General features: G+C 43.8%; 16 protein-coding genes. 8 read left to right on the top strand and 8 right to left on the bottom strand.

What is annotated here, in order from left to right; all coding sequences use genetic code 11:
* The first annotated feature begins 3 nt into the window (after nucleotides 1-3).
* From HB364_RS01295 to HB364_RS01270, 6 genes are read left to right on the top strand one after another with little or no spacing between them, the layout of a single operon-like run.
* Entirely contained in the window at nucleotides 4-783 is a 780-nt protein-coding gene (locus HB364_RS01295) for a class I SAM-dependent DNA methyltransferase (protein ID WP_167286092.1), read from the top strand.
* A gap of 7 nt (nucleotides 784-790) precedes the next feature.
* Nucleotides 791-1,867 carry a hypothetical protein gene (locus HB364_RS01290; protein ID WP_167286091.1) on the top strand — a complete coding sequence of 359 codons (1,077 nt, stop codon included), beginning with the start codon at nucleotides 791-793 and terminating at the stop codon, nucleotides 1,865-1,867.
* Nucleotides 1,868-1,890: 23 nt separating this feature from the next.
* Nucleotides 1,891-3,162 carry a glycosyltransferase gene (locus HB364_RS01285; RefSeq protein ID WP_167286090.1) on the top strand — a complete coding sequence of 424 codons (1,272 nt, stop codon included), beginning with the start codon at nucleotides 1,891-1,893 and terminating at the stop codon, nucleotides 3,160-3,162.
* A 48-nt stretch (nucleotides 3,163-3,210) separates the two neighbouring features.
* Nucleotides 3,211-4,257 carry an NAD-dependent epimerase gene (locus tag HB364_RS01280; RefSeq protein WP_167286089.1) on the top strand — a complete coding sequence of 349 codons (1,047 nt, stop codon included), beginning with the start codon at nucleotides 3,211-3,213 and terminating at the stop codon, nucleotides 4,255-4,257.
* Nucleotides 4,258-4,269: 12 nt separating this feature from the next.
* On the top strand, nucleotides 4,270-5,478 hold the full coding sequence (locus tag HB364_RS01275) for a glycosyltransferase family 4 protein (RefSeq protein WP_167286088.1): 1,209 nt from the start codon (nucleotides 4,270-4,272) through the stop codon (nucleotides 5,476-5,478).
* On the top strand, nucleotides 5,471-6,805 hold the full coding sequence (locus HB364_RS01270; RefSeq protein ID WP_167286087.1) for a hypothetical protein: 1,335 nt from the start codon (nucleotides 5,471-5,473) through the stop codon (nucleotides 6,803-6,805). The genes HB364_RS01275 and HB364_RS01270 overlap by 8 nt, the downstream gene beginning before the upstream one ends.
* On the opposite strand, the gene HB364_RS01265 is transcribed toward HB364_RS01270, so the two are convergent.
* From HB364_RS01265 to HB364_RS01255, 3 genes are all read right to left on the bottom strand, one after another.
* Complete coding sequence (locus HB364_RS01265; RefSeq protein ID WP_167286086.1) at nucleotides 6,802-7,533, bottom strand: class I SAM-dependent methyltransferase; 732 nt, start codon at nucleotides 7,531-7,533, stop codon at nucleotides 6,802-6,804. The two genes, HB364_RS01270 and HB364_RS01265, sit on opposite strands and share 4 nt — an antisense overlap.
* A 15-nt stretch (nucleotides 7,534-7,548) precedes the next feature.
* On the bottom strand, nucleotides 7,549-9,441 hold the full coding sequence (locus HB364_RS01260; RefSeq protein WP_167286085.1) for an ArnT family glycosyltransferase: 1,893 nt from the start codon (nucleotides 9,439-9,441) through the stop codon (nucleotides 7,549-7,551).
* A gap of 137 nt (nucleotides 9,442-9,578) precedes the next feature.
* Entirely contained in the window at nucleotides 9,579-10,337 is a 759-nt protein-coding gene (locus HB364_RS01255) for a WecB/TagA/CpsF family glycosyltransferase (RefSeq protein ID WP_167286084.1), read from the bottom strand.
* A gap of 371 nt (nucleotides 10,338-10,708) precedes the next feature.
* Here HB364_RS01255 and HB364_RS01250 point away from each other — a divergent pair, with 371 nt between their 5' ends.
* Complete coding sequence (locus HB364_RS01250) at nucleotides 10,709-11,518, top strand: sugar transferase (RefSeq protein ID WP_167286083.1); 810 nt, start codon at nucleotides 10,709-10,711, stop codon at nucleotides 11,516-11,518.
* A gap of 3 nt (nucleotides 11,519-11,521) precedes the next feature.
* Here the strand turns inward: HB364_RS01250 and HB364_RS01245 are convergent, their stop codons facing one another.
* The 4 genes from HB364_RS01245 to HB364_RS01230 all read right to left on the bottom strand — a co-directional run bounded on the left by HB364_RS01245 (nucleotide 11,522) and on the right by HB364_RS01230 (nucleotide 17,597).
* The gene (locus HB364_RS01245) at nucleotides 11,522-13,063 is read right to left on the bottom strand and encodes a YifB family Mg chelatase-like AAA ATPase (RefSeq protein ID WP_167286082.1); all 1,542 of its coding nucleotides are present in this window, start codon (nucleotides 13,061-13,063) and stop codon (nucleotides 11,522-11,524) included.
* Between the two features lie 100 nt (nucleotides 13,064-13,163).
* Nucleotides 13,164-14,759, bottom strand: a complete 1,596-nt coding sequence (locus tag HB364_RS01240) for a M1 family metallopeptidase (protein WP_167286081.1) — start codon at nucleotides 14,757-14,759, stop codon at nucleotides 13,164-13,166.
* 66 nt (nucleotides 14,760-14,825) lie between these two features.
* Nucleotides 14,826-16,139: a MutS-related protein gene (locus tag HB364_RS01235; protein WP_167286080.1), complete on the bottom strand. Its 1,314-nt coding sequence runs from the start codon at nucleotides 16,137-16,139 to the stop codon at nucleotides 14,826-14,828.
* Nucleotides 16,140-16,211: 72 nt separating this feature from the next.
* Nucleotides 16,212-17,597: a dihydroorotase gene (locus HB364_RS01230; RefSeq protein WP_167286079.1), complete on the bottom strand. Its 1,386-nt coding sequence runs from the start codon at nucleotides 17,595-17,597 to the stop codon at nucleotides 16,212-16,214.
* A gap of 116 nt (nucleotides 17,598-17,713) precedes the next feature.
* Here HB364_RS01230 and HB364_RS01225 point away from each other — a divergent pair, with 116 nt between their 5' ends.
* Nucleotides 17,714-19,402, top strand: coding sequence for a hypothetical protein (locus HB364_RS01225; protein ID WP_167286078.1), 1,689 nt, complete (start codon nucleotides 17,714-17,716; stop codon nucleotides 19,400-19,402).
* 243 nt (nucleotides 19,403-19,645) lie between these two features.
* Here HB364_RS01225 and HB364_RS01220 read toward each other — a convergent pair whose 3' ends face one another.
* Nucleotides 19,646-20,437 carry a LytR/AlgR family response regulator transcription factor gene (locus tag HB364_RS01220; protein ID WP_167286077.1) on the bottom strand — a complete coding sequence of 264 codons (792 nt, stop codon included), beginning with the start codon at nucleotides 20,435-20,437 and terminating at the stop codon, nucleotides 19,646-19,648.
* Nucleotides 20,438-20,440 lie beyond the last annotated feature (3 nt).

Genomic DNA, 20,440 nt, shown 5'->3' with positions numbered 1-20,440 from the left:
TTCATGAGCACCCGGCAATTTGATACCTACGCGAGGTTCTATAATCTTCTTTATAAAGACAAGAATTATAAGAAGGAGGCTGCCTATATCCACCAATTGATCAGCCAGCATTATTCCAAAAAGCAATCAGAACTTACTTTGCTCGATCTGGCTTGTGGTACAGGCAGGCATTTGTTTGAGCTGTCAGCTTTGGGGTATGCGCATCTCAGCGGGAGTGATATTGCAAAAGCCATGATTGATGTTGCCCGGGAAAATGCGCAGCAGGCCTCAAAGCAGATTGATTTTTATAATTATTCTTTCCAGGAGGCGCATAATATTCCCGGAAAATTTGATGTAGTGATCTCTATGTTCTCTGCTGTTAATTATATTACCAGCTTTGAGGATCAGTTGCAAACGTTCAAAAATATTTATCAGCTTCTTGAAAAAGGAGGCATATTCATCTTTGACTATTGGAATGGCAATGCAGTAGTACGGGATTATTCTCCGGTGAAGGTATTGCGTAAACAGGATGATCAGGCTGAAATAATCAGGATTTCCAAAACTTCCATTGATCTGGTGAAGCAGGCTACCACTGTTACTTTTAACTGCCTGTATTTTGAAGGGCAGCAGCGGATAGATGAATTCGAGGAAGTACATCATCTCCACTATTATTTCTTCTCAGAAATGAATAACCTGCTCAAAATAGCCGGGTTTAATGTGCTGCATCAATCACCTTTCCTGGAACCGGAACGGACAATAGATCCGTACGATTGGAATATCAGTATTGTAGCACAAAAAGTATAAACCTGCTATGCGTGTAAGAATAGTCAGTTATGAGGATATCAACGCCTGGATACTGGGAAAGTTTGCCAGGAAAATGAAGGAGGAGTTGTTGAAGCTTGGTGTTCAGGTTGATATTGCCAATGATCCGGATGATACAGCAGATATTAACCATCATATTGTATACCTTGGTTATAAAGAATCTGCAGCTACTTCTATAGATACCCTGATGATTACTCATATTGATGACCGGAATAAACTAAACAGGATTTCGGATCAGATGAAAGTGGCTAAAGTGGGTATCTGTATGTCGGCACAGGTAATGAATGAGCTGGCTTCAGCAGGTATTGCCGCTGATAAGCTTGCTTATATTACACCTGCCCATGATAATGTGATGAAGCCCCGTAAGATGGTGATTGGAATAACAAGCCGTGTATATCCGGATGGTTGTAAGCGGGAAGAGTTAGTGGAGTATTTGTTTAAGCATATTTCACCGGATATTTTTTCACTGTCGATCATGGGCGCGGGGTGGGATAAAATTGTTGAAGACATCAGGCAAAATGGGTTTACAGTCAACTATTATGAAGAGTTCGACTATGATAAATATGTTGAGCTGGTCCCTTCATTTGACTATTACCTGTATACTGGCATGGATGAGGGTTCGATGGGATTCATAGATGCACTGGCCGCCGGTGTAAAGACTGTTGTAACCCCCCAGGGTTATCACCTGGATGCTCCGGGAGGGATGACCCATTCATTCGTTGAGGCCGATGAACTGGTGGCTGTCTTTAAAGAGATAGAACAAGAGAAACGTTCTTTAATGCAAGCGGTAGGGCTATGGACCTGGAAAGATTATGCGCTGAAGCATCTCGAGATCTGGAATTATCTTTTATCTCCTCAGCAGGAGGTAGCAGCCAGCATATATCCGGATGGGTTAAATTCCCTGCTTGGTAAGAAGGTATTGCTTGACACCGATAGTTTGAATGCATACAATCAGCAATTGAAAAGAGGCAACTGGCGAAAGCTGTATCATAAAGTGTTAAGGATCCGGGACGTTAAGTTCATGACGGGGAAAGTAAAGCAATTGCTGGGCAAGTTTATCCGATAAATAAAAATCTAAAGATTTGATTGGTGAAGAAGAATGTCCTATTTGTAGTTAATCAATTGCATAGAGGTGGTGCGCAAAAAGTAGTAGCCAATCTAAGTAATAATTTAGCGTCTGCATCCAATATTCATATTGTTATCTATAACGATGTTGATCAGGTTGACTATGCCTACAGTGGCACCTTAATTAAGATCAGGCTCCCATTTGCCCGGAATGCTGAGAATAATCCCTTCTACGCCCGGATCGCGCGTTTTTTTTCTCTGATCTATAGCTTAAGAAAGATAAAAAAGAAGTACAAAATAGATGTTTCCATCAGTTTTATGGAGGCATCCAATTTTGTCAATGTGCTTAGCCGCCGGCGGGAGAAAACTGTGCTGAGTGTGCGAACTTTTCTTTCCGAGGAATTGGGACGGGTAAAAGGAGTAAGTATCTATAAAGTGTTTATCAGGTTCCTGTATAACAGGGTTGATCATATCGTGGTGCCATCTACCATGATGAAGCATGATCTATGTGATAATTTTGGTGTTTCGGCCGGGAGGATCAAGGTTATTCATAATTTCATTGATATTGACAAGATGGCTGTGTCTGCACAGGAAACCATTGAATATCCTGCTGTGAAGCGTTTATTTGTTGAAAACAAAGTGCTGGTTAGTGTTGGAAGATTGGATGTCCAGAAAGGGCAGGATTACCTGTTTCCCGTGCTGGCTGCTGTAAAAGCATCTGTGCCGGCAATCAAACTATTGCTTGTCGGGGATGGTCCGCTTAGGGAAACGTTGGTTAATAAGGCTGCTGACTGGGGATTAAAGGTGTGTACTTCTGAACAGTTAAAAAGAGAAGCCGGGAATGCCCATGAATATGATGTATATTTTTTGGGTGCTCAGCAAAACCCGTTTAAATACCTGGATAAAAGAAGCATTTTTGTTTTTCCTTCCCTTTATGAAGGATTTCCGAATGCTTTACTGGAAGCCATGGTTTGCGGATTACCGGTAATATCCACAGATTGTTTGTCGGGACCGCGTGAATTACTGGCGCCTGGTACAGACCTGCACTATAAAACTCCTGCAACGGAATATGCTCCTTATGGGATATTAATGCCTGATATGCCGGGACAGTTTGAGGGGCAACTATCCGGAATACAGGGAGAAATCGTCCGGCTATGGACGGAGGCTGTTTTAAAACTCATTGCAGAACCGGATTGGGCAAAGGAATATGCTCAAAAAGCAGCTTCCCGGGCAAAGGATTTTGGCAAGGACATTATTGTGGCTCAATGGAATCAATTGATCTATGATAATCCGTAATTTACCCTGGAAACAGGCTATTAAACAGACGCTACTAACTATATCAATATGAGGGTACTTGTTACAGGAACAGCCGGTTTTATAGGTATGCACCTGGCCAGTTATCTGCTGGAAAAAGGACATGAGGTGTGGGGGCTCGATAATGTTAATCAGTATTATGATGTGAACCTGAAAAAGGCCAGGCTACAGGAAAATGGTATTGACACAGCGGAGATGATTTATGGTAAACCGGTCAACAGTACGAAATACCCGGGCCATTATTTCGTAATGCTGAACCTGGAGGATAATGAAAAGCTGTCTGATCTGTTCCGGACGGTTGGTTTTGATGTGGTTTGCCATATGGCAGCCCAGGCAGGGGTACGTTATTCTATGGTGGATCCTTATTCCTACGCAAGCAGTAATGTAACAGGATTCCTGAATATACTGGAAGGATGCCGCCATCACCATGTTCAGCACCTGGTATTTGCCAGTTCTTCGAGTGTATATGGACTTAACGAAAAGATGCCGCTTTCCCCCCATACACCTACAGAACATCCTGTTTCTTTGTATGCGGCTACCAAGAAAGCCAATGAAATGATGGCCCATAGTTATAGCCATTTATTTAAGCTACCTGTAACCGGACTGCGTTTTTTCACTGTGTATGGCCCCTGGGGCAGGCCAGATATGGCCCCTTTCTTGTTTACAGATGCCATTAAACATGATAAACCGATCAATATATTCAATAATGGGGATATGTTGCGGGATTTTACTTATGTTGGTGATATCGTTCAGGGCATTGTTAAGGTGATAGACGTTCCTCCAACCGGAAATGATAAATGGTCGGGTTTGTCACCTGATACGGCTTCATCCCCTGCTCCCTACCGGATCTTTAATATTGGTAATTCAACCCCTGTGAAGCTGCTTGATTTTATCACGATGTTGGAGGAAGCATTGCAAAAGAAAGCTATCCGTAATTATATGCCTTTACAGCCCGGTGATGTGTTGTCGACGAATGCCGACATTTCAGACCTGATACAATTGGGATACAGGCCTTCTGTTGCTCTCCGGGATGGTGTAAAGCTGTACATTGATTGGTTTAACAAGTATTATGGATAAATACCATTGCCGGTGAGGATATTGTTTATTCATAACAGGTATTTACAAAGTGCAGGCGGGGAAGATACCACTGTCAATGCTGAGGTGGATCTATTGCTGTCAAAAGGGCATGCTGTAAAAGTCCTTTTTTTCGACAATGAGGCCAAGACAGGCATAAGCAGCAAGATAAAATCCGGGCTCGGCGCTGTATATAACAGGACCTCGGCGTTACGGGTAAAAGAGGAGATCCGGCAATTTGCTCCTGATGTTATTCATGTGCATAATTTTTTCTTTACCGCTTCCCCGGCAGTAATTATAGAGGCTCATAAACAGCAGATCCCGCTGGTAGTAACTATACAGAATTACCGGCTTATTTGTGCAAATGCCTTATTGTTACGGAATAATAGGGTGTGTGAGTTGTGTGTGCACCATGCTTTTCCCTGGTATGGTGTAAAGTACAAATGTTACCATGAGTCGGCAGTAGAAAGTGCCGTGGTAGGATTAATGGGCAGTGTACATAAAATGGCAGGTACCTGGAAGAAAAAGGTAGATACCTATATCGTACCTGCCCGGTTCATGAAATGGCGCCTTGAGAATTCATCCTTGCGATTAGATACCGGACTGATTAAAGTAAAGCGGAATTTCATTGATGACCCTGGCGCCGGCAGGTTTGAGCAGCGGGATAATTTCTTCCTCTTTGTAGGAAGACTGGCCGCGGAGAAAGGTATTACTGTTTTGCTAAATGCTTTCCGTGCCTTACCGGACGCCAATATTGTTATTGCCGGTGACGGACCTGATAAAGAGGCGTTGGTCCGGGAGTTCGGTGGCTTGCCCAACGTACGTTTTGTTGGAAAGAAAACGAAAGAGGAAGTCATCGGTCTTATGAAATCGTGCCGGGCGCTTGTTTTCCCTTCTATCTGGTATGAAGGATTACCACTTACCATTATTGAGGCATTTGCTACCGGAACTCCTGTAATTGCATCCAGGCTTGGGGCGATGGAGGAAATGATCAGTCATGAAGGGAATGGTATTCTATTTGAGCCAGGTAATGCCAGGGAATTGGAGCAGGCCATTTTAAAGTATAATCAATATATTGCCCAGGGAAATTACTCATTATATGAGGCGGCCAGGCAAAGCTACCTGGAACAGTTTCATCCCGATAAATGTTATGAAGAAGTAATAAATATATACAAGCATGTTATAGCATCCAGGCAACTCAAAAAAAACGGGATCTATGGATAATGTAATAGCGCCGGAATCACCGATACAATTTAAAGTCAATAAATGGGCTTTATCATTCTTTTTGATAGCCATTTTGATCGGGACTTTTTTGAGGATTTCGCTGCTCGTAATTTATCCACTGGTCTCTTTATTCATTTTCTTACAACTAAAGCTGCGTGTATCGAAGTATAGTATTGTATTGCTTGGCTTAATTGGCCTATCGCTGTTCCTTTCTTTTTTTAGCGGATGGTATTTAAAGTATAAGCTCCTCTCTCTTTATTACATGCTGCCTTTTATTTTCCTGTTATTCGGTAATCCGGGGAAATACCTGGCTGATGGTCAAAACCTGGTAAGCATTTTTTTTAAATGCCTGTCGGTAATAGCTACTATAAATAATATGATAGGAGTGATCCAGGTGATCCGGAACCCTACTTCTGATGATAGTTTTATAGGTATTTATTCTACCTATTCTATTTCTATGGGGGGGCTGGTTATACTGAATATGGTTTTGTTTGCTTATTATTTCTATTTATACCTGGCCACAAAGAGCAAAAAAAGGTTATGGATTTCTTTATTCTTTCTGGCTTCCTGTGTGATGGGATTTTATGGAGGCGGGCTGGTGGCATTTGTTATTGCTTTTATTCTGTCTTTCTTCCGGCTACGGTTCTCAGCAATCATCAAATCGGTTTTCATTTCCCTTGTTTCTATTGTCGCCATTTATTATGCACTGGCCTGGTTAAAGCCCAGCGTATTGCGTTATAATATTGCTAATATTAAGAAAGTTGTGCAGTTTGATCTTCAGAATGGACCGAGGAAAGTAATCGCTTTTCATAATTATGGGGTGGCTTATCCTTCCAATGTTAAGGACTTTTTGTTTGGCTCAGGGCCTGGCACCTTTAATAGCCGCAGTGCTTTTATGGTGGGGAGCCCTTCTTTCTTTACAGCAGTTTCTTTTTTAAAATCGGGCAATCAGCCTTATTATTTCAGAGAGTATGCCTATACACTCTGGAATGATACCAATACGTCTCAGGCGCTGTTCCAGGATGGATTCCGGAACCAGCCTTTTTCGTCACTGCTGGCCTTTTTAGGCGAATATGGCTTTTTATTCACGCTCTTTTTCGGGTGGTTTTATTACCGGCATTACCGGCAAATTACTCATATACAGGTTATAAATGCCCCACCGGAATATGCAGCTTATCGAAAGTTGCTGAAGTTTCTATTTATCTTTTTACTACTCTTGTTATGCATGGATAATTTCTATGAGTACCCTGAAATTATGTTACTGATCCTTATTATTATTAAGTTGATGCATGTAGAAATAACAAAGATGTCGCGCATAACTGCTTAGTTTTTCCTTGCCAATACTACATTGTTGAAAAAAAGCGATCTGTTGCGGGGCAGTATAAAGGAGATGATAGCCCCGGTAATATTGATAGGCACGATCAATAACATGGATAACAGGTAGTGCAATGCCTTGGATTTTACGGCACTTTTTATGACTTCATAAATGTACAATGACGAGAACTGACTGATGACCTGTGAGAAGTGCCCGCTTTTATGGATCTCAATGATAGAAAAACCATGCTTTTCAAGCAGGTGCTTTATGCCAAATGAAGTATACCTGCCGAAATCATAAGGGATTTCATGTTCGTTCCAGCAAAAAGGTACGGTGATAAGGATCTGCCCATCCTTTTTTAAGACCCTGCTTAATTCGGGAAGGACCTCATCAATATTGAACACATGTTCAAGTACTTCACTGCAAAAGACAGCATCAAAGCTATCCGCACTGAATGGGAGGGTCTTTCCATCATAAAATACATCTATCTGCGAATTGGTATGGTCATGGCCGGTTTGCTCAATATCTACGCCGATATAGTCAGTAACATGGGTAAATAAATTCCGGTAGGGCTTTCTGCCACATCCAAAATCCATTAGCTGGCCTGTTTGTTTGGCTGCCAGCATTTTGATATGTATAAAGATCCCTCTCCTGACAAAGAAAAGCGGATTGACCAGTATTCCTGCCAGGGTTGGCTGAAAGCTTTGTTTTCTAAGATATTGAACTATTTTTTGCTTCATGAAATAAGAAGTTTGTTATTTGGGCTCAAACAATACCATTGCATCTTGAAAAATAACAGTCTGGTAATAATCTATTCCATCTATCGTATATTTCTCCCTGCGTCCTTCAAGGCTGATGATGGCATCGGGTACATAATGATCAGGGTATATGGTAGATTCATTCTTGACGAAAACATGTTTTATAGTTCTGTGCACCCCGTCCGAGCATGACAAATATTTGTAATAAGGATAGTCCCATGAATCGCCTCCTATGTACAGGCCCAGCCTGGTATAGGGCTTGTTCTTAAGGTATGCCCTTATTTCTTTGGCAACATTAGGAATAAGAGCGTTGTCAAGCTGGGAATGATACACTTGTTTGTTATAAGGAAATGGATGGCTGTTACTTTTAAACAATGCATTGAATGAAAAATACAGCACTGGTAGGTAACTGGCAAGCTGTATCCATTTATTAAACCTTCCTATTTCCATACCCAGCAACACACAGTACAACATGAATAAGCCTGTCTGCAACCTGTTTGTCCATGGCTGCCACTTCAAAAGTACGCAATATAGCAGCGCTGTTGCCATGAGGGTAGCTACAAAGAGCGTATAATAGCTGATACGACTGTTGTACAGACTCTTTTTAAACAGGAAGAGGATACTTGCCAATAAGATCAGCAGTATATGTATAAAGTTTTGCATGTAATCTTCGTGGTAATAGAGGCCCTCACGCATCCAGTAAGTGGGCACAAAACTGTATTGGGGATCATCAATATCCACCCCCATTGCTGCAGCTTCGGCTGTCAGGCCATCCTTCATTTTTCTGTTGACAGGAAGGTGGGTCATCAAATTTTTGATAGCAATAAACGCAATCGGTTTGATGGCCATGCCTCCATTGCCGGTACTTGCATGGGTAGTGCCCAGCGGTGAGCCGGTAAGAAATGTATTACGATAAAAGTAACCACTGTTGATGAACACAGCTATTACTGGAACCAATGCGAATAAAAAGGCTTTTCCAAGCGCTTTTTTAAAAGGCTGCCGGTATTCTTTTATCAAGGTCAGTAAATACCAGCCACAAAAAGGAAGGGCAAATATATAGGCTGTTCCTTTGGTGAGGAGCGCTAATCCAAGAGAGGCGCCTGCCATCAGAAGTAAAATACCTGTGACACGCCTGAGCAGGAGAATGGTACAATAAACAAAGGCGATAATAAAGAAGGCCACAACGATGTCATTCTGTGTAGTATTGCTTTGAATAATGGCCATTGGTATCAGGCAGGCATAGAAGGCGGTGGCCAATTGCTGTTGGGCAGAGCCACCCAATTCTTTAGTAATAAGGCTGATGGTTGTAATACAACCTATGAAATAGAAAAGCTGGACCGAATTGGCAAGTATATCCCCTCCGGCCAAAACCTGAAAATGTAAGATAACCCATTCTGCAAATGGTTGCAACTCGAGCTGACGTACTATATGTGTTTGATAATACGCGATGTTTTTATTTTGCACCCAATGGGCTACCCTGGCCATGTGATAGGTCATGGAGTCATAATTATTGGGTGGGTATATGATAGCCAATATGAACGATACTAATACACAGATCGCCATTATCCAAACCATCCATCCAAAACGGTAAATGCTAACCGTAGCAATTAGTATTTCCCTAACCTTAGCCAGGCGGATACGCTTATATAAACAGGCTCCTAATAAAGTCAGGAGTATCAGTAACCATGATAGTAATACATACCCGAAACTGAGCATGGAATAAGCGCTTAATCCTTCTGTAATAAGAACGAGTAAAAGGCCATGCAGAACTGTAGAGAACAGGAATGCGATACGTAATTTTGTGAATGTACCCGCAGCATCAACAGTGGTATATAGGAGAATGAAAAGTACGAACCAGCAAAGAACAGGAGCCAATGTGAATAAGACCATATAATACACTGTTTAGGATGCCTTCTGATGAAGGCCAAAAGTACTATTTTTGGCATTCCATAGCTTTAATCCGGGGCTTGCGTTCCAATCTCAGACCGGAATACCTTTCTGTATTACCCTATTGTGATCAAACCTTTTTAAGGCTTCCTGAACCTTTGTTGTATCAATGCTTTTAACAGCAGCCAGATAAATAAAGAGTTGGTGTACAGGTACCGTTTAAACATCCGGCGCGGTTCCTGCAGCAGGCGATATAACCATTCCAGTGAAAGTTGTTGCATCCACCTGGGCGATCGTTTGCGTACACCAGCCATAACGGGAAACGCCCCACCTAATCCGAGCAAAGGGGCATTAATGGCAGTGGAACTGGCTGCCATCCATTTTTCCTGCTTGGGACATCCTAATGCTACCAATACGAAATGGGCGCCTGAGTCGTTGATGCGCTGAATATCGGCCAGCTTTTCCGCATCTGTTAATGGCCTGAAGGGAGGAGAAATGGCGCCTGCCACCATAACGCCGGGATATTGGGTGTTGATCAATCCGGTTAATTTGTTCAACACCTCCTCCGTTGAGCCGTATAAGAAGATCTTTGCCGATAGTGCAGATGCGCGTTCCAGTATGGCCGGCATAAAATCCATTCCGGCTATTCTTTCCTGTTGCTTCCTGTACAGCCAGCGGGTAGCCAATGAAAGCGGTTTTCCATCAGGTAATACCAGGGAGGCTTTGTCCAGCTCATTTTTGAATGACGGATCATTGTAGGCTTCGATGGTCATATGTACGTTGGCAAAGCATACAAAGCCCGGCCGGTGTTGTAACCCCCATTCGCTGATGGTATCAAGGCTTTCTTTAAAAGACAGACTATGAACGTGCAAACCAATGATGTGAAACCTTTCATACATACCTTGCCAGGCTTGTTTTTGAGGGGGCCAAAAAATTGGTGCAAAGATATGTGTATGTAGGCTTGCTTTTTGCTTATTCTCCGGCAGGTGGGTGCTTACAACGTGTAGGCATGACATATCACCATGGTTAATATAAAAAGTTGTTAAAAAGGCAGCTAATAAAAGAATCTGCTAAAAATAAATAATTCAAAGCAACGTTTACTTTTCGCAAAGGGTCAGGTAAATAGAATTTTAGTATAAACAATAATGCTTATCCGAGCATGCTTATAATAAAATTTAACAAATTACCATATTGATTGCCATGGTATTTTGACAAAATTTACTTTCTTTGCAACCAGAAAGGCGTAAGTAGAATTAATCACTATTATTGAATGGCCTTCCTTAATCAGGAAGGAAAAGCATTATTAACGATGATGATAACGACCTTCTCCAAAATCCAGTCCTTTGAAAGAACGACTGGAGTATCTGTTGACACTGCCGCCTTACGAACTTACCTCATTGAGAAGCGTAACTACTTCTTAGCCAAGCGTATATTTGATATTATATTGTCTTCTTTCGTAATTGTTTTCCTCCTGAGCTGGCTGGTTCCTATTATTGCAATACTGATTAAACTTGATTCTGCAGGCCCCGTATTCTTTGTCCAAAAGAGGGTAGGCCGTTGGGGTAAAAGCTTTAAATGCTTGAAATTCAGGACAATGATTGTTAATGACCAGGCCAATTCAAAACAAGCTACTGAAAATGATAACCGTATTACCTGGATAGGTCATTTTCTGCGCAGGTCAAACCTGGATGAATTCCCCCAGTTTTTTAATGTGCTGATGGGACAAATGAGCATTGTAGGCCCCAGGCCTCATATGCATGCTGATTGTAATGCTTTTTCCTCTGTTGTTCATAACTATAAGTTCAGAAACACGGTTAAACCCGGTATTACCGGTCTGGCCCAGGTAAAAGGATACCGTGGTCCTACCAAGAACTTTGAAAGCATCTTCCACCGCTATCAGTTTGATGCATTTTATGTGCGGAATGCCAATTTCTGGCTGGATATGCGCATTGTACGCAAAACAGCGTCACAAACGTTCAAAATGATCTTTTCGAAATTTTTCCCTGCCGAGATACAGAACCAGGAGATCGCTGCTCCTGCGCCCAGGAAATGGGCAGCTTCTTTCAGAAGCCTTAACTAATTGTTATTTGCCCCATCCTTCGCGGTCCAGACTCCTGTATTGAATGGCTTCTGCCAGGTGTTCGGGCATAATTTCATCACTTACTGAAAGATCGGCAATGGTGCGACTTACCTTGAGTATACGGTCATAAGCCCTGGCAGAAAGGTTGAGCTTCTCCATAGCAGTTTTAAGCAAGTGTTGTCCTACTGTGTTGATGGTACATATCTGTTTCAATTGCTTACTGCTCATCTGTGCATTACAATATATGCCGGGATGATCTTCATAGCGGGCCGCTTGTATGGCCCGGGCCTTTATAACCCGCTCCCTGATAACCGATGAAGGTTCTCCATTCTTTTGTGTACTCAGCTCCCCAAATGAAACGGGCGTTACTTCTACATGCAGGTCAATCCTATCCAGTAAGGGACCGGAGATCTTGCTTAAATACTTTTGAACATTACCCGGCGGACAACTACAGGCCTTGGTTGGATGGTTATAGAAACCGCACAGGCAGGGGTTCATAGCCGCTATCAGAATGAAGTTCGAAGGGAAGTCTACTACCATCTTAGCCCTGGAAATAGTTACGCGTCTTTCTTCTATGGGTTGGCGCATTACTTCCAACACAGTTCTTTTGAATTCAGGTAGCTCATCCAGGAATAAGACACCATTATGGGCAAGCGATATTTCACCAGGCTGTGGTATGCCACCCCCACCTACCAATGCCACATCGCTTACTGTATGATGAGGAGAGCGGAAGGGGCGTTTGGCTATCAGCATCGAGTTGTCGGGCAGCTTGCCTGCTACTGAATGGATCTTGGTCGTTTCCAGCGCTTCCTGCAGCGATAGGGGCGGCAGGATGGTAGGTAGCCGCTTTGCCAGCATCGTTTTGCCCGCACCAGGAGGACCTACCAGGATGGCATTATGTCCACCAGCCGCCGCTATTTCCAATGCCCGCTTTATATTCTCCTGGCCTTTTACATCGGTAAAGTCAAAGTCAAAATTATGTTGTGCCGTAAAAAACTCATCCTGGGTATTGACAGTAACCGGTGGCAGGGACTGTTCATCCTGGAAGAACTGGATGACTTCATTGATATGACCTGCCCCATATACGTTCAGGTTATTGACAATGGCTGCTTCCCTGGAATTCTGTTTGGGTAGTATCAATCCTTTGAATCCTTCCCTGCAGGTTGTTATAGCTATAGGCAAAGCCCCTTTAATGGGGCGGATGGTACCATCGAGATTAAGCTCTCCCATAATTACATATTCCTGTAACTTCTCCGGATCAAGTAATTGTTCGGAAGCTGCCAGTGTGCCTATTGCAATGGCGAGGTCAAAAGCAGAACCGGTCTTTTTAATATCTGCGGGTGAGAGATTGACCACCAGCTTACGCCGGGGCATAAAGTAATTGTTGGTCTTCAGGGCGCTTTCCACCCGTTGTAGACTTTCTTTAACAGCGCTGTCGGGCAAGCCTACGATATAATAATCGGCGCCGCTCATTTCATTCACTTCAATGGTTATGGTGATGGCTTCTACACCATATACGGCGCTTCCAAAGGTTTTAACAAGCATGGATATTGGCAGTTTATCTTTGGTTAAGTCAGTAAGATAAACAAAATATGTAATATAATGACGGCCCTTAGCGGTAGAAGTAACTATTGCCCCGGCAGTCTCAAGATGGTTTTACAGTTCCTTCATACAATAGCTTGACTGATGGATCTGCCGATACCTGTTCTACCGGGGTGGTAACAGGTATTGACAGGCTGGTTTGTTTATCCTTTACCAGGATTGTTTTATTAAAGAAAAACTTACCGCTTTGTCCATAGAAGGATAACTCCAGCGGAAATTGGAAAGGAGTATCTTGTTTTTGATTTACAGTGACCAATACTGCTTTTTTGGGTTTGTCGTATTGCCAGGTAATATCCAACACGGGATGACCGGGCGTAAATAACCATTGCCTGAAGAAGGGTTGAAGGTCGCGGCCGGATACTGCTTCCATAGCTTTGCGCAGGTCATCAGTAGAAGCATTCTTGCCACTGAATTTTGCATAATAGGAGCGAATGCCTTTCCAGAACAGGGAATCACCCAGTTGACCCCGTAACATATGCAATACCCATCCGCCTTTCTGGTAGGAGTTAGGATTAAGTAAGGCCATATAATCTTTAACGGAGGAATCAACCACCGGCTTTTGTGTCCGCTTCGTATAACTGATCACCTGACTGCGGTCTTCCAGCAACATATGCCGGGCGGTGTCTGATCCATATTTGTTTTCAAAGTAAAGAATGGTCATGTAAGTGGCAAATCCCTCACTTAACCAGATATGCGCCCATTCTGTTTCAGTAGCCATATCCCCAAACCACTGATGGGCTATTTCATGGGTCAGTAAGGATTCTGATTTACGGGTACCTGTTACAGAGTTCTCAGAATAGAAGATGGCGCCTGCATTTTCCAGGCCGCCAAACATGGTCTTGGATTGCACGTTGGCCAGCTTCTTATAGCCGTAAGGACCTACATTTTTGATAAAGAAGGGAAGGATCTCTGTAGCCTGGGCATAATCATAAAAACCTTTCTCTTTATTCTCCGGGTATACCCAGCTATAAACAGGAATACACTGAACATCCCCGGCATATTGAACAGCAAAATCAGCCACGCCTATCACCATTATCTTCATAGGCAGGGGAGCGGTTTCCTTATAATGGGTAAGCTTAAGGTTATTCTCAAGGGATGTTTCTTCTACCTGTATTCCATTGGCTACTACCTGGTAATGGTCGGGGGCCGTAACAAGGAAATCTACCGGCGCCTTATCTGCCGGATGATCTACACAAGGAAGCCAGTTACGGGCACGGTTGGGCCAGTTGTCTGCAAAAAATCCACGGTGCTTGTATTTGTTATTGGCTATGATAAGACCATCGGCAGGAATACCTTCATAGCTGATCTCAATGGTCTTTTTATCGCCGGCTTTGGCCGGGAGGTCTATGTGAATAGAATCGGCAGACTGATGAAAGGGCAATATCTGATTGTTGGCTGCTATTTTTTGTACCGTCATTCCCTTGCCATCGGCCCGTTTGGATACGAGTTCAAACGTAAGGGAGCTTACATTTTTTAAGAATAATACCTCAATGGTGGCTTTCCCCTGGATGTTGTTGTTGTTATCGTTGAGCGTTACTGCGAAGGTATAGTGCTGTACATCTATGGCAGCGCCGGGCTTTTGAGCGAGGGCGTGGTTAATAACAGCCAACACCAGTACCAGGAAAACGACTTTCTTCATGCCGGGAGGATTTTGGATGAAGATATAAGAAAACCGGAAAAAAACCGGTAGCATAGTGAGGAATGGTTACAATTTCTCCAGCAGCTCTACCACCTTCTCCCGTTTCAGGATCAGGTAGCCCAGCCTGTCATTGCTGATGCCTTCTTTTAGCTGGTAGCTAAACTGCAACTGGTCGCCGTTTACGGTAGTTTCAAAGTAGCGGAAGGAAATATTGGGGTATTTACGCAGGTCTTCACCAATCTCATACAGGTGGGTAGACAGGATAAAGAGCGCACTTTTTATTTTGATCAGTCCCTGGATAACAGTAAAGGAGCATTTCATGGCATCCTGTACATTCGTGCCTTTAAATAGCTCATCAATCAATACCAGCCATTTGCGGCCATCATTGATCTTGATAATGGTATTGCGAATACGTTGTACTTCATTGAAGAAATAGCTTTCCCCCTTTACAATATTATCTACCACATTGATATTACTCAGGAGGCCATCAAAAGTTGTCAACCGCATGGAAGCGGCAGGTACGCCCATGCCCAGGTGGGCCAGGAATACTGATGAGCCTACAGCCTTAATGAAAGTACTTTTGCCAGCCATATTGGCCCCTGTGAGGAAAACGAAATTGCTTTCCTTGTTCATCTGCACATCATAAGGCACAGGTGTTGGCAACAGGATATGGTATAATTGTTTGGCATCGATCAACGGCTGGTCCTGCACAATGAATTCCGGAAATGAAAGCTGGTAATGTTTCATGGCGGTAGCCATGGAATACCAGGCATCAAAGCGGCCATAGATATTGATCAGCTCAAATACGGGCGCCTTGAAATGATCTTTCACATAAGCCCCGTAATAGATAGTCTGTGTCAGGTTAAACTTGGTCCCTGCAGATACCTGGCTCAATTCCCGGATCTCTTTTTTATTCATCAGGTCCCGGGCGCGGTGCAGGTAGGAGCGGATTAAGACAGGCGCCTCATTATTTTCAAACAGCTCAATCAACTGGTGCATGCCCCGCAGGAAGTCGGCAAAGTGCGAAAGGGAATACCTGACCAGTGAAAAATCGGCTGCATGGAATACTTTATAGGTGAGGGCATTCAGTAAATTGGCCCCCGGCATTGAATCAATATTGCTGTCATAGAACCGTTCAATCACCATCACTGTTCCATTGGTAATAGTGAGTGGCCAGTCATTGATATTATTGTAAATGGTGCGGATGATCTGTTGGGTTTCCTGTATCTGCCGCAGTTCGCTGAAAGGATTACTGAAGAATTTCAACAACCACTCCCGCCCTTCCACTGTACGGGTAAAGTTCAGCTTGTGAAAAATAGAAAATTCCTCTTCATGCTGAAAAATGGAAAGGTCGTTATACGTGGTATTGTCTAATTCCATAGTGTTGAATTGTGTCCTGGCCTTAACCTCCTTCACCCATTTTAGTATGTTTTGTTCAGACAATTTAGGAATTTATCGGTCAAAAGACAAACGTTGACCTTTTTGAGATTCATTCCATACCCCATTTCCATAAACCATATGCCCATTGACAAACGTATTTGTTATAGTAGCGGGGAAGGTGAATCCTTCCAGCGGGCTCCAGCCACATTTATACAGGATATTGCCGGGGGTAATAGTATAAGGCTTTTGAAGGTCTGCTATGACCAGGTCGGCCTTGTAACCTTCCCGTATAAAGCCCCTGTCGGCAATCCGGAAACAGGTAGCAACCGCATGGCTCATTTTTTCTACTACCTTCTCCAGGGAAATGGCGCCCTGCTGCACATAATGCAGCATTAAAAGCAGGGAATGCTGTACCAGGGGCAGGCCGGCATGTGATTTTTCATACCCCCCATTACCGGCTACCAGTTGTAACGTGCCGTCTGGCTTTCGCTCATATCCTTTTTCTTCCAGGGTATGAGGAGCATGATCGGTGGCAATAATATCCAGCCGGTCGTCCAGCAGGGCTTTCCATAAAGCGGTACGGTTATGCGGCGCTTTGATGGCGGGGTTGCATTTAATGCGATTGCCCAGCGTGGCATAATCATCGCCCGTAAAATGCAGGTGGTGTACACATACTTCAGCCGTAATGTTTTTCTGTTCCAGTGGCACCATGTTGGAAAATAGCTGCAACTCTTTTTCCGTGCTGATATGTAATATATGCAGGCGGCTGTTGTGCTTCTTGGCAAACTGGATGGCCGTGAGTGAAGATTCAAAGCAACCATTTTCGTCCCGGATCAATGGGTGATCTGATGCTTCCAGGCTGCCTTTTTCTTTCTTAATGCGTTCAAGGTTGGCTTTGATGATCTTCTCATCTTCACAATGCGTGGCGATCAGTACTTCACTGCCGCCAAATATCTTATCCAGGGTAAGATAATTGTCTACCAGCAGTCCGCCGGTAGAAGATCCCATGAAGATCTTCACTCCGCAAATGTCTTTTTTGCGGTCGTTGGTTCTAAGTACTTCATCAATATTATCATTGCTGGTACCCATAAAAAAGGAGTAGTTGGCCAGTGATGTGTTGGCACCAATGTTGTACTTGTCTTCCAGCAATTGCTGGGTAAATACGGGCGGCATGGTGTTGGGCATCTCCATAAAAGAGGTAACACCTCCGGCTACTGCTGCTTTGGATTCTGTGTAAATGCTGGCTTTGTGGGTAAGGCCAGGCTCCCGGAAATGCACCTGGTCATCAATAGCGCCGGGTAATAAATGTTTGCCTTCGCCGTTTATTTCTGTAACAGCGATGCCAGGTTGAACAGAGGCGCCAATCTTTTCAATACGGCCATCCTTAATGAGTACATCATTGACTACCGACCTACCCTCGTTGACCACCGTAATATTCTTAATCAGGTAATTTTGCATATCTTGAATTCTGAATAGTATGTTTTTAGCTAATCTATAGTCCCATGAAGCTCTTTTATAAGCACAGCTTTAAAGAGCAGTTAGGACCTTCATTAGCCCATATTAAATAAACGAACATGCAATTTATCGCAAAATCCATTCTCCGGCTATCCGTTTTATTGTTTCCTGCTGTTTCATTGGCCCAATCCACTTACCTGCCACAAGGAAGTAAGCATCAGCCTTTCCTGGACCGGCTGGAAATAAAGCTGCAGAACAATACAGACCTGAATGTAAGCACCTTAAAGCCATTAAGCCGCCGCATGGTAGTACGGGTAGGGGAGTATGCCGATTCCATACAAAAAGCAAGCGGTAACCTGCTATCGGTAGTGGATCAATACAACCTGACAAGCTTATTAATGAATAGTTCGGAATGGGTGCAGGGCGATACGACCGGCTTTACCAGCAAAAGACCCATCTGGAATACCTTCTATAAAACCAGGGCCAATTTCCTGGAAGTAAACCAGCCCGATTTTTTCCTGGCGGTAAATCCTGTTATACAGCAACAGCAATCCATAGAAAGTGATAATACTGATGAACGGATATTTCTGAATACAAAGGGATTGGCCATACGGGGGATGATCGCCAAACGGCTTGGCTTTTCGGCTTATTTTACCGATAACCAGGAGCGGGCCCCTTTGTTTGTACAGCAGCGTATCATCGGCAATGATGCTGTGCCCGGGGTGGGCTTTTATAAGGACTTTAAAACAACAGCCACTGATTATATTGATGCCCGGGGTTCTATCAATTTTACGGCTGCGAAATACCTCGATTTCCAGTTTGGTTATGATAAGAACTTTATTGGTAATGGCTACCGCAGTTTATTCCTGAGCGATTTTGGTAATAGCTACCTGTTCCTGAAGATCAATACGCGGATCTGGAAGCTGGATTATATGAACCTGTTCATGGAGCTGGTGCCGCAAACGATCAATATCAGCGCGGGAGATAAATTGCTCGACCGCAAGTATACTGCCATGCATCACCTGAGTATGCAGGTTACGCGATGGCTGAATATTGGCGTATTTGAAGCGGTGACCTTTGGCCGTAAAAACCGTTTTGACCTGCTGTACCTGAATCCCCTTATTTTCCTGCGGGCTTCTGAGCAACAGGCCGGCAGTGCCGATAATGCCATTATAGGGCTTGACCTGAAAGCCAATGTAGCCAAACGCTTCCAGTTTTACGGACAGTTCATGCTGGACGAATTTGTACTGAAAGAGATCCGGGGAGGCAATGGCTGGTGGGCCAATAAATTTGGTATACAAGCCGGCGCAAAATACATTGATGCCTTTGGTATCAGGAATATGGATCTGCAGGGAGAATTGAACCTGGTGCGTCCCTTTACCTATTCGCACAGTGATTCAGTGGCCAACTACACCCATTACAATCAACCGCTGGCGCACCCGCTGGGCGCTAATTTTGTGGAAGCCATCGGTGTCATCCGCTACCAGCCCCATCCGAAATGGACTACCTCGGCCCGGCTGATACTGTGGCAACAGGGTACCGACACGGCTAACAGCAATGTGGGCAGCAACATCTTTATGTCTAATACCACCCGGGCCTACGATTATGGTTATAAACTGCCCAACGGCCCCAGATCTACCGGCATCAATGCCCAGCTACTGGCATCCTACGAATGGAAGGAAAACCTGTTTATTGAGGCTTCGGCCCTTATCAGGCGCCTGTCTTCGGACATGACGTCCGACCATAATATTTCCGTATTTACCCTGGGGGTACGGATGAATATGTTCAGGCGGGAATATGATTATTAAGTCATAGCAATAAAAAAGCAGGGGCACTACTGCCATCCTGCTTAAATGTAACCGGTATAGCCTTAACAAGAGCTTAAGGGTTATACCTGTAGGAAACCACCACTGTTTTTTTGGACCTGACTAAATCCGAATTGCTAAAGTACAGGGTAGATCATAGCATCGTCACGGGCTGTATGTGAATACCCGGACTTTGTATGTGAAATGCAGAAAATAAGGGGTGAAGGGGGACGCGTTCCGGGAAGTTTACCTGAAGTCAAAGTTCCTTAGAAATTCTTCCTTGTAATTACGGCCGATGGGCAGCTCAGCCTTATTGATCTGTACCTCCTGGTCATTGAAGGACTGAATGGCATTGATATTAACGGCATAAGACCGGTGTATGCGTACCAGGGGCTTGTAATTGATCTTTTCCAGTAATTGGCTGAGTGATAAACGCAGTACAAATTTTTTCTCCTGCGTAATGACATTTACGTAATTGTTGTCTGCTTCTATGTACAATAGATCGGGTAGCTTGATCTTGACGAATACATAATTGTTCTTCACAAAGATGTAATCATTCATTTGCAGTACGGTCTCTTTGTCCGAAGTATCCGGTACCGGGCGTTCTGCGTTTTTTTCCATGGAGATCACCTTGCCGGAAGCTTCCTGGTGGCGTGCCATGGCAAAGTTATTAATGGCCAGTTCAATGGCTATGCGTACGTTGGTAACGCTGTAGGGTTTGGTAAGAAAGGCAGCCGCCTGTATATGCTTTACGCGATTCACGGTTACCGGATCGGTAAACGCGGTAAGAAAGATAACGGGTACTGTTCTTTGTTGCAGCAGTTCTATGGCCGTATCAATACCGTCTTTATCGCCAATGATGTTAACATCCATCAACAGGATGTCTACTTTATTGTTGCTGAATAATTCTTTGGCTTCTGCTGCATTATCGGCAATGCCGGCAATATGATAACCATCATTTTCCAGTCCAGCCGCCAGGTCAAGCGCTACAATGGATTCATCTTCTACGATCAGTATGTTTATCTTTTCGGTTGCCATGTG

The sequence above is a fragment of the Paraflavitalea devenefica genome (genome assembly GCF_011759375.1).
In the GTDB taxonomy this organism is placed as follows: domain Bacteria; phylum Bacteroidota; class Bacteroidia; order Chitinophagales; family Chitinophagaceae; genus Paraflavitalea; species Paraflavitalea devenefica.
The sequence above is the reverse complement of the archived record's forward strand: the minus strand, read 5'-3'. Positions and strand labels throughout refer to the sequence as shown.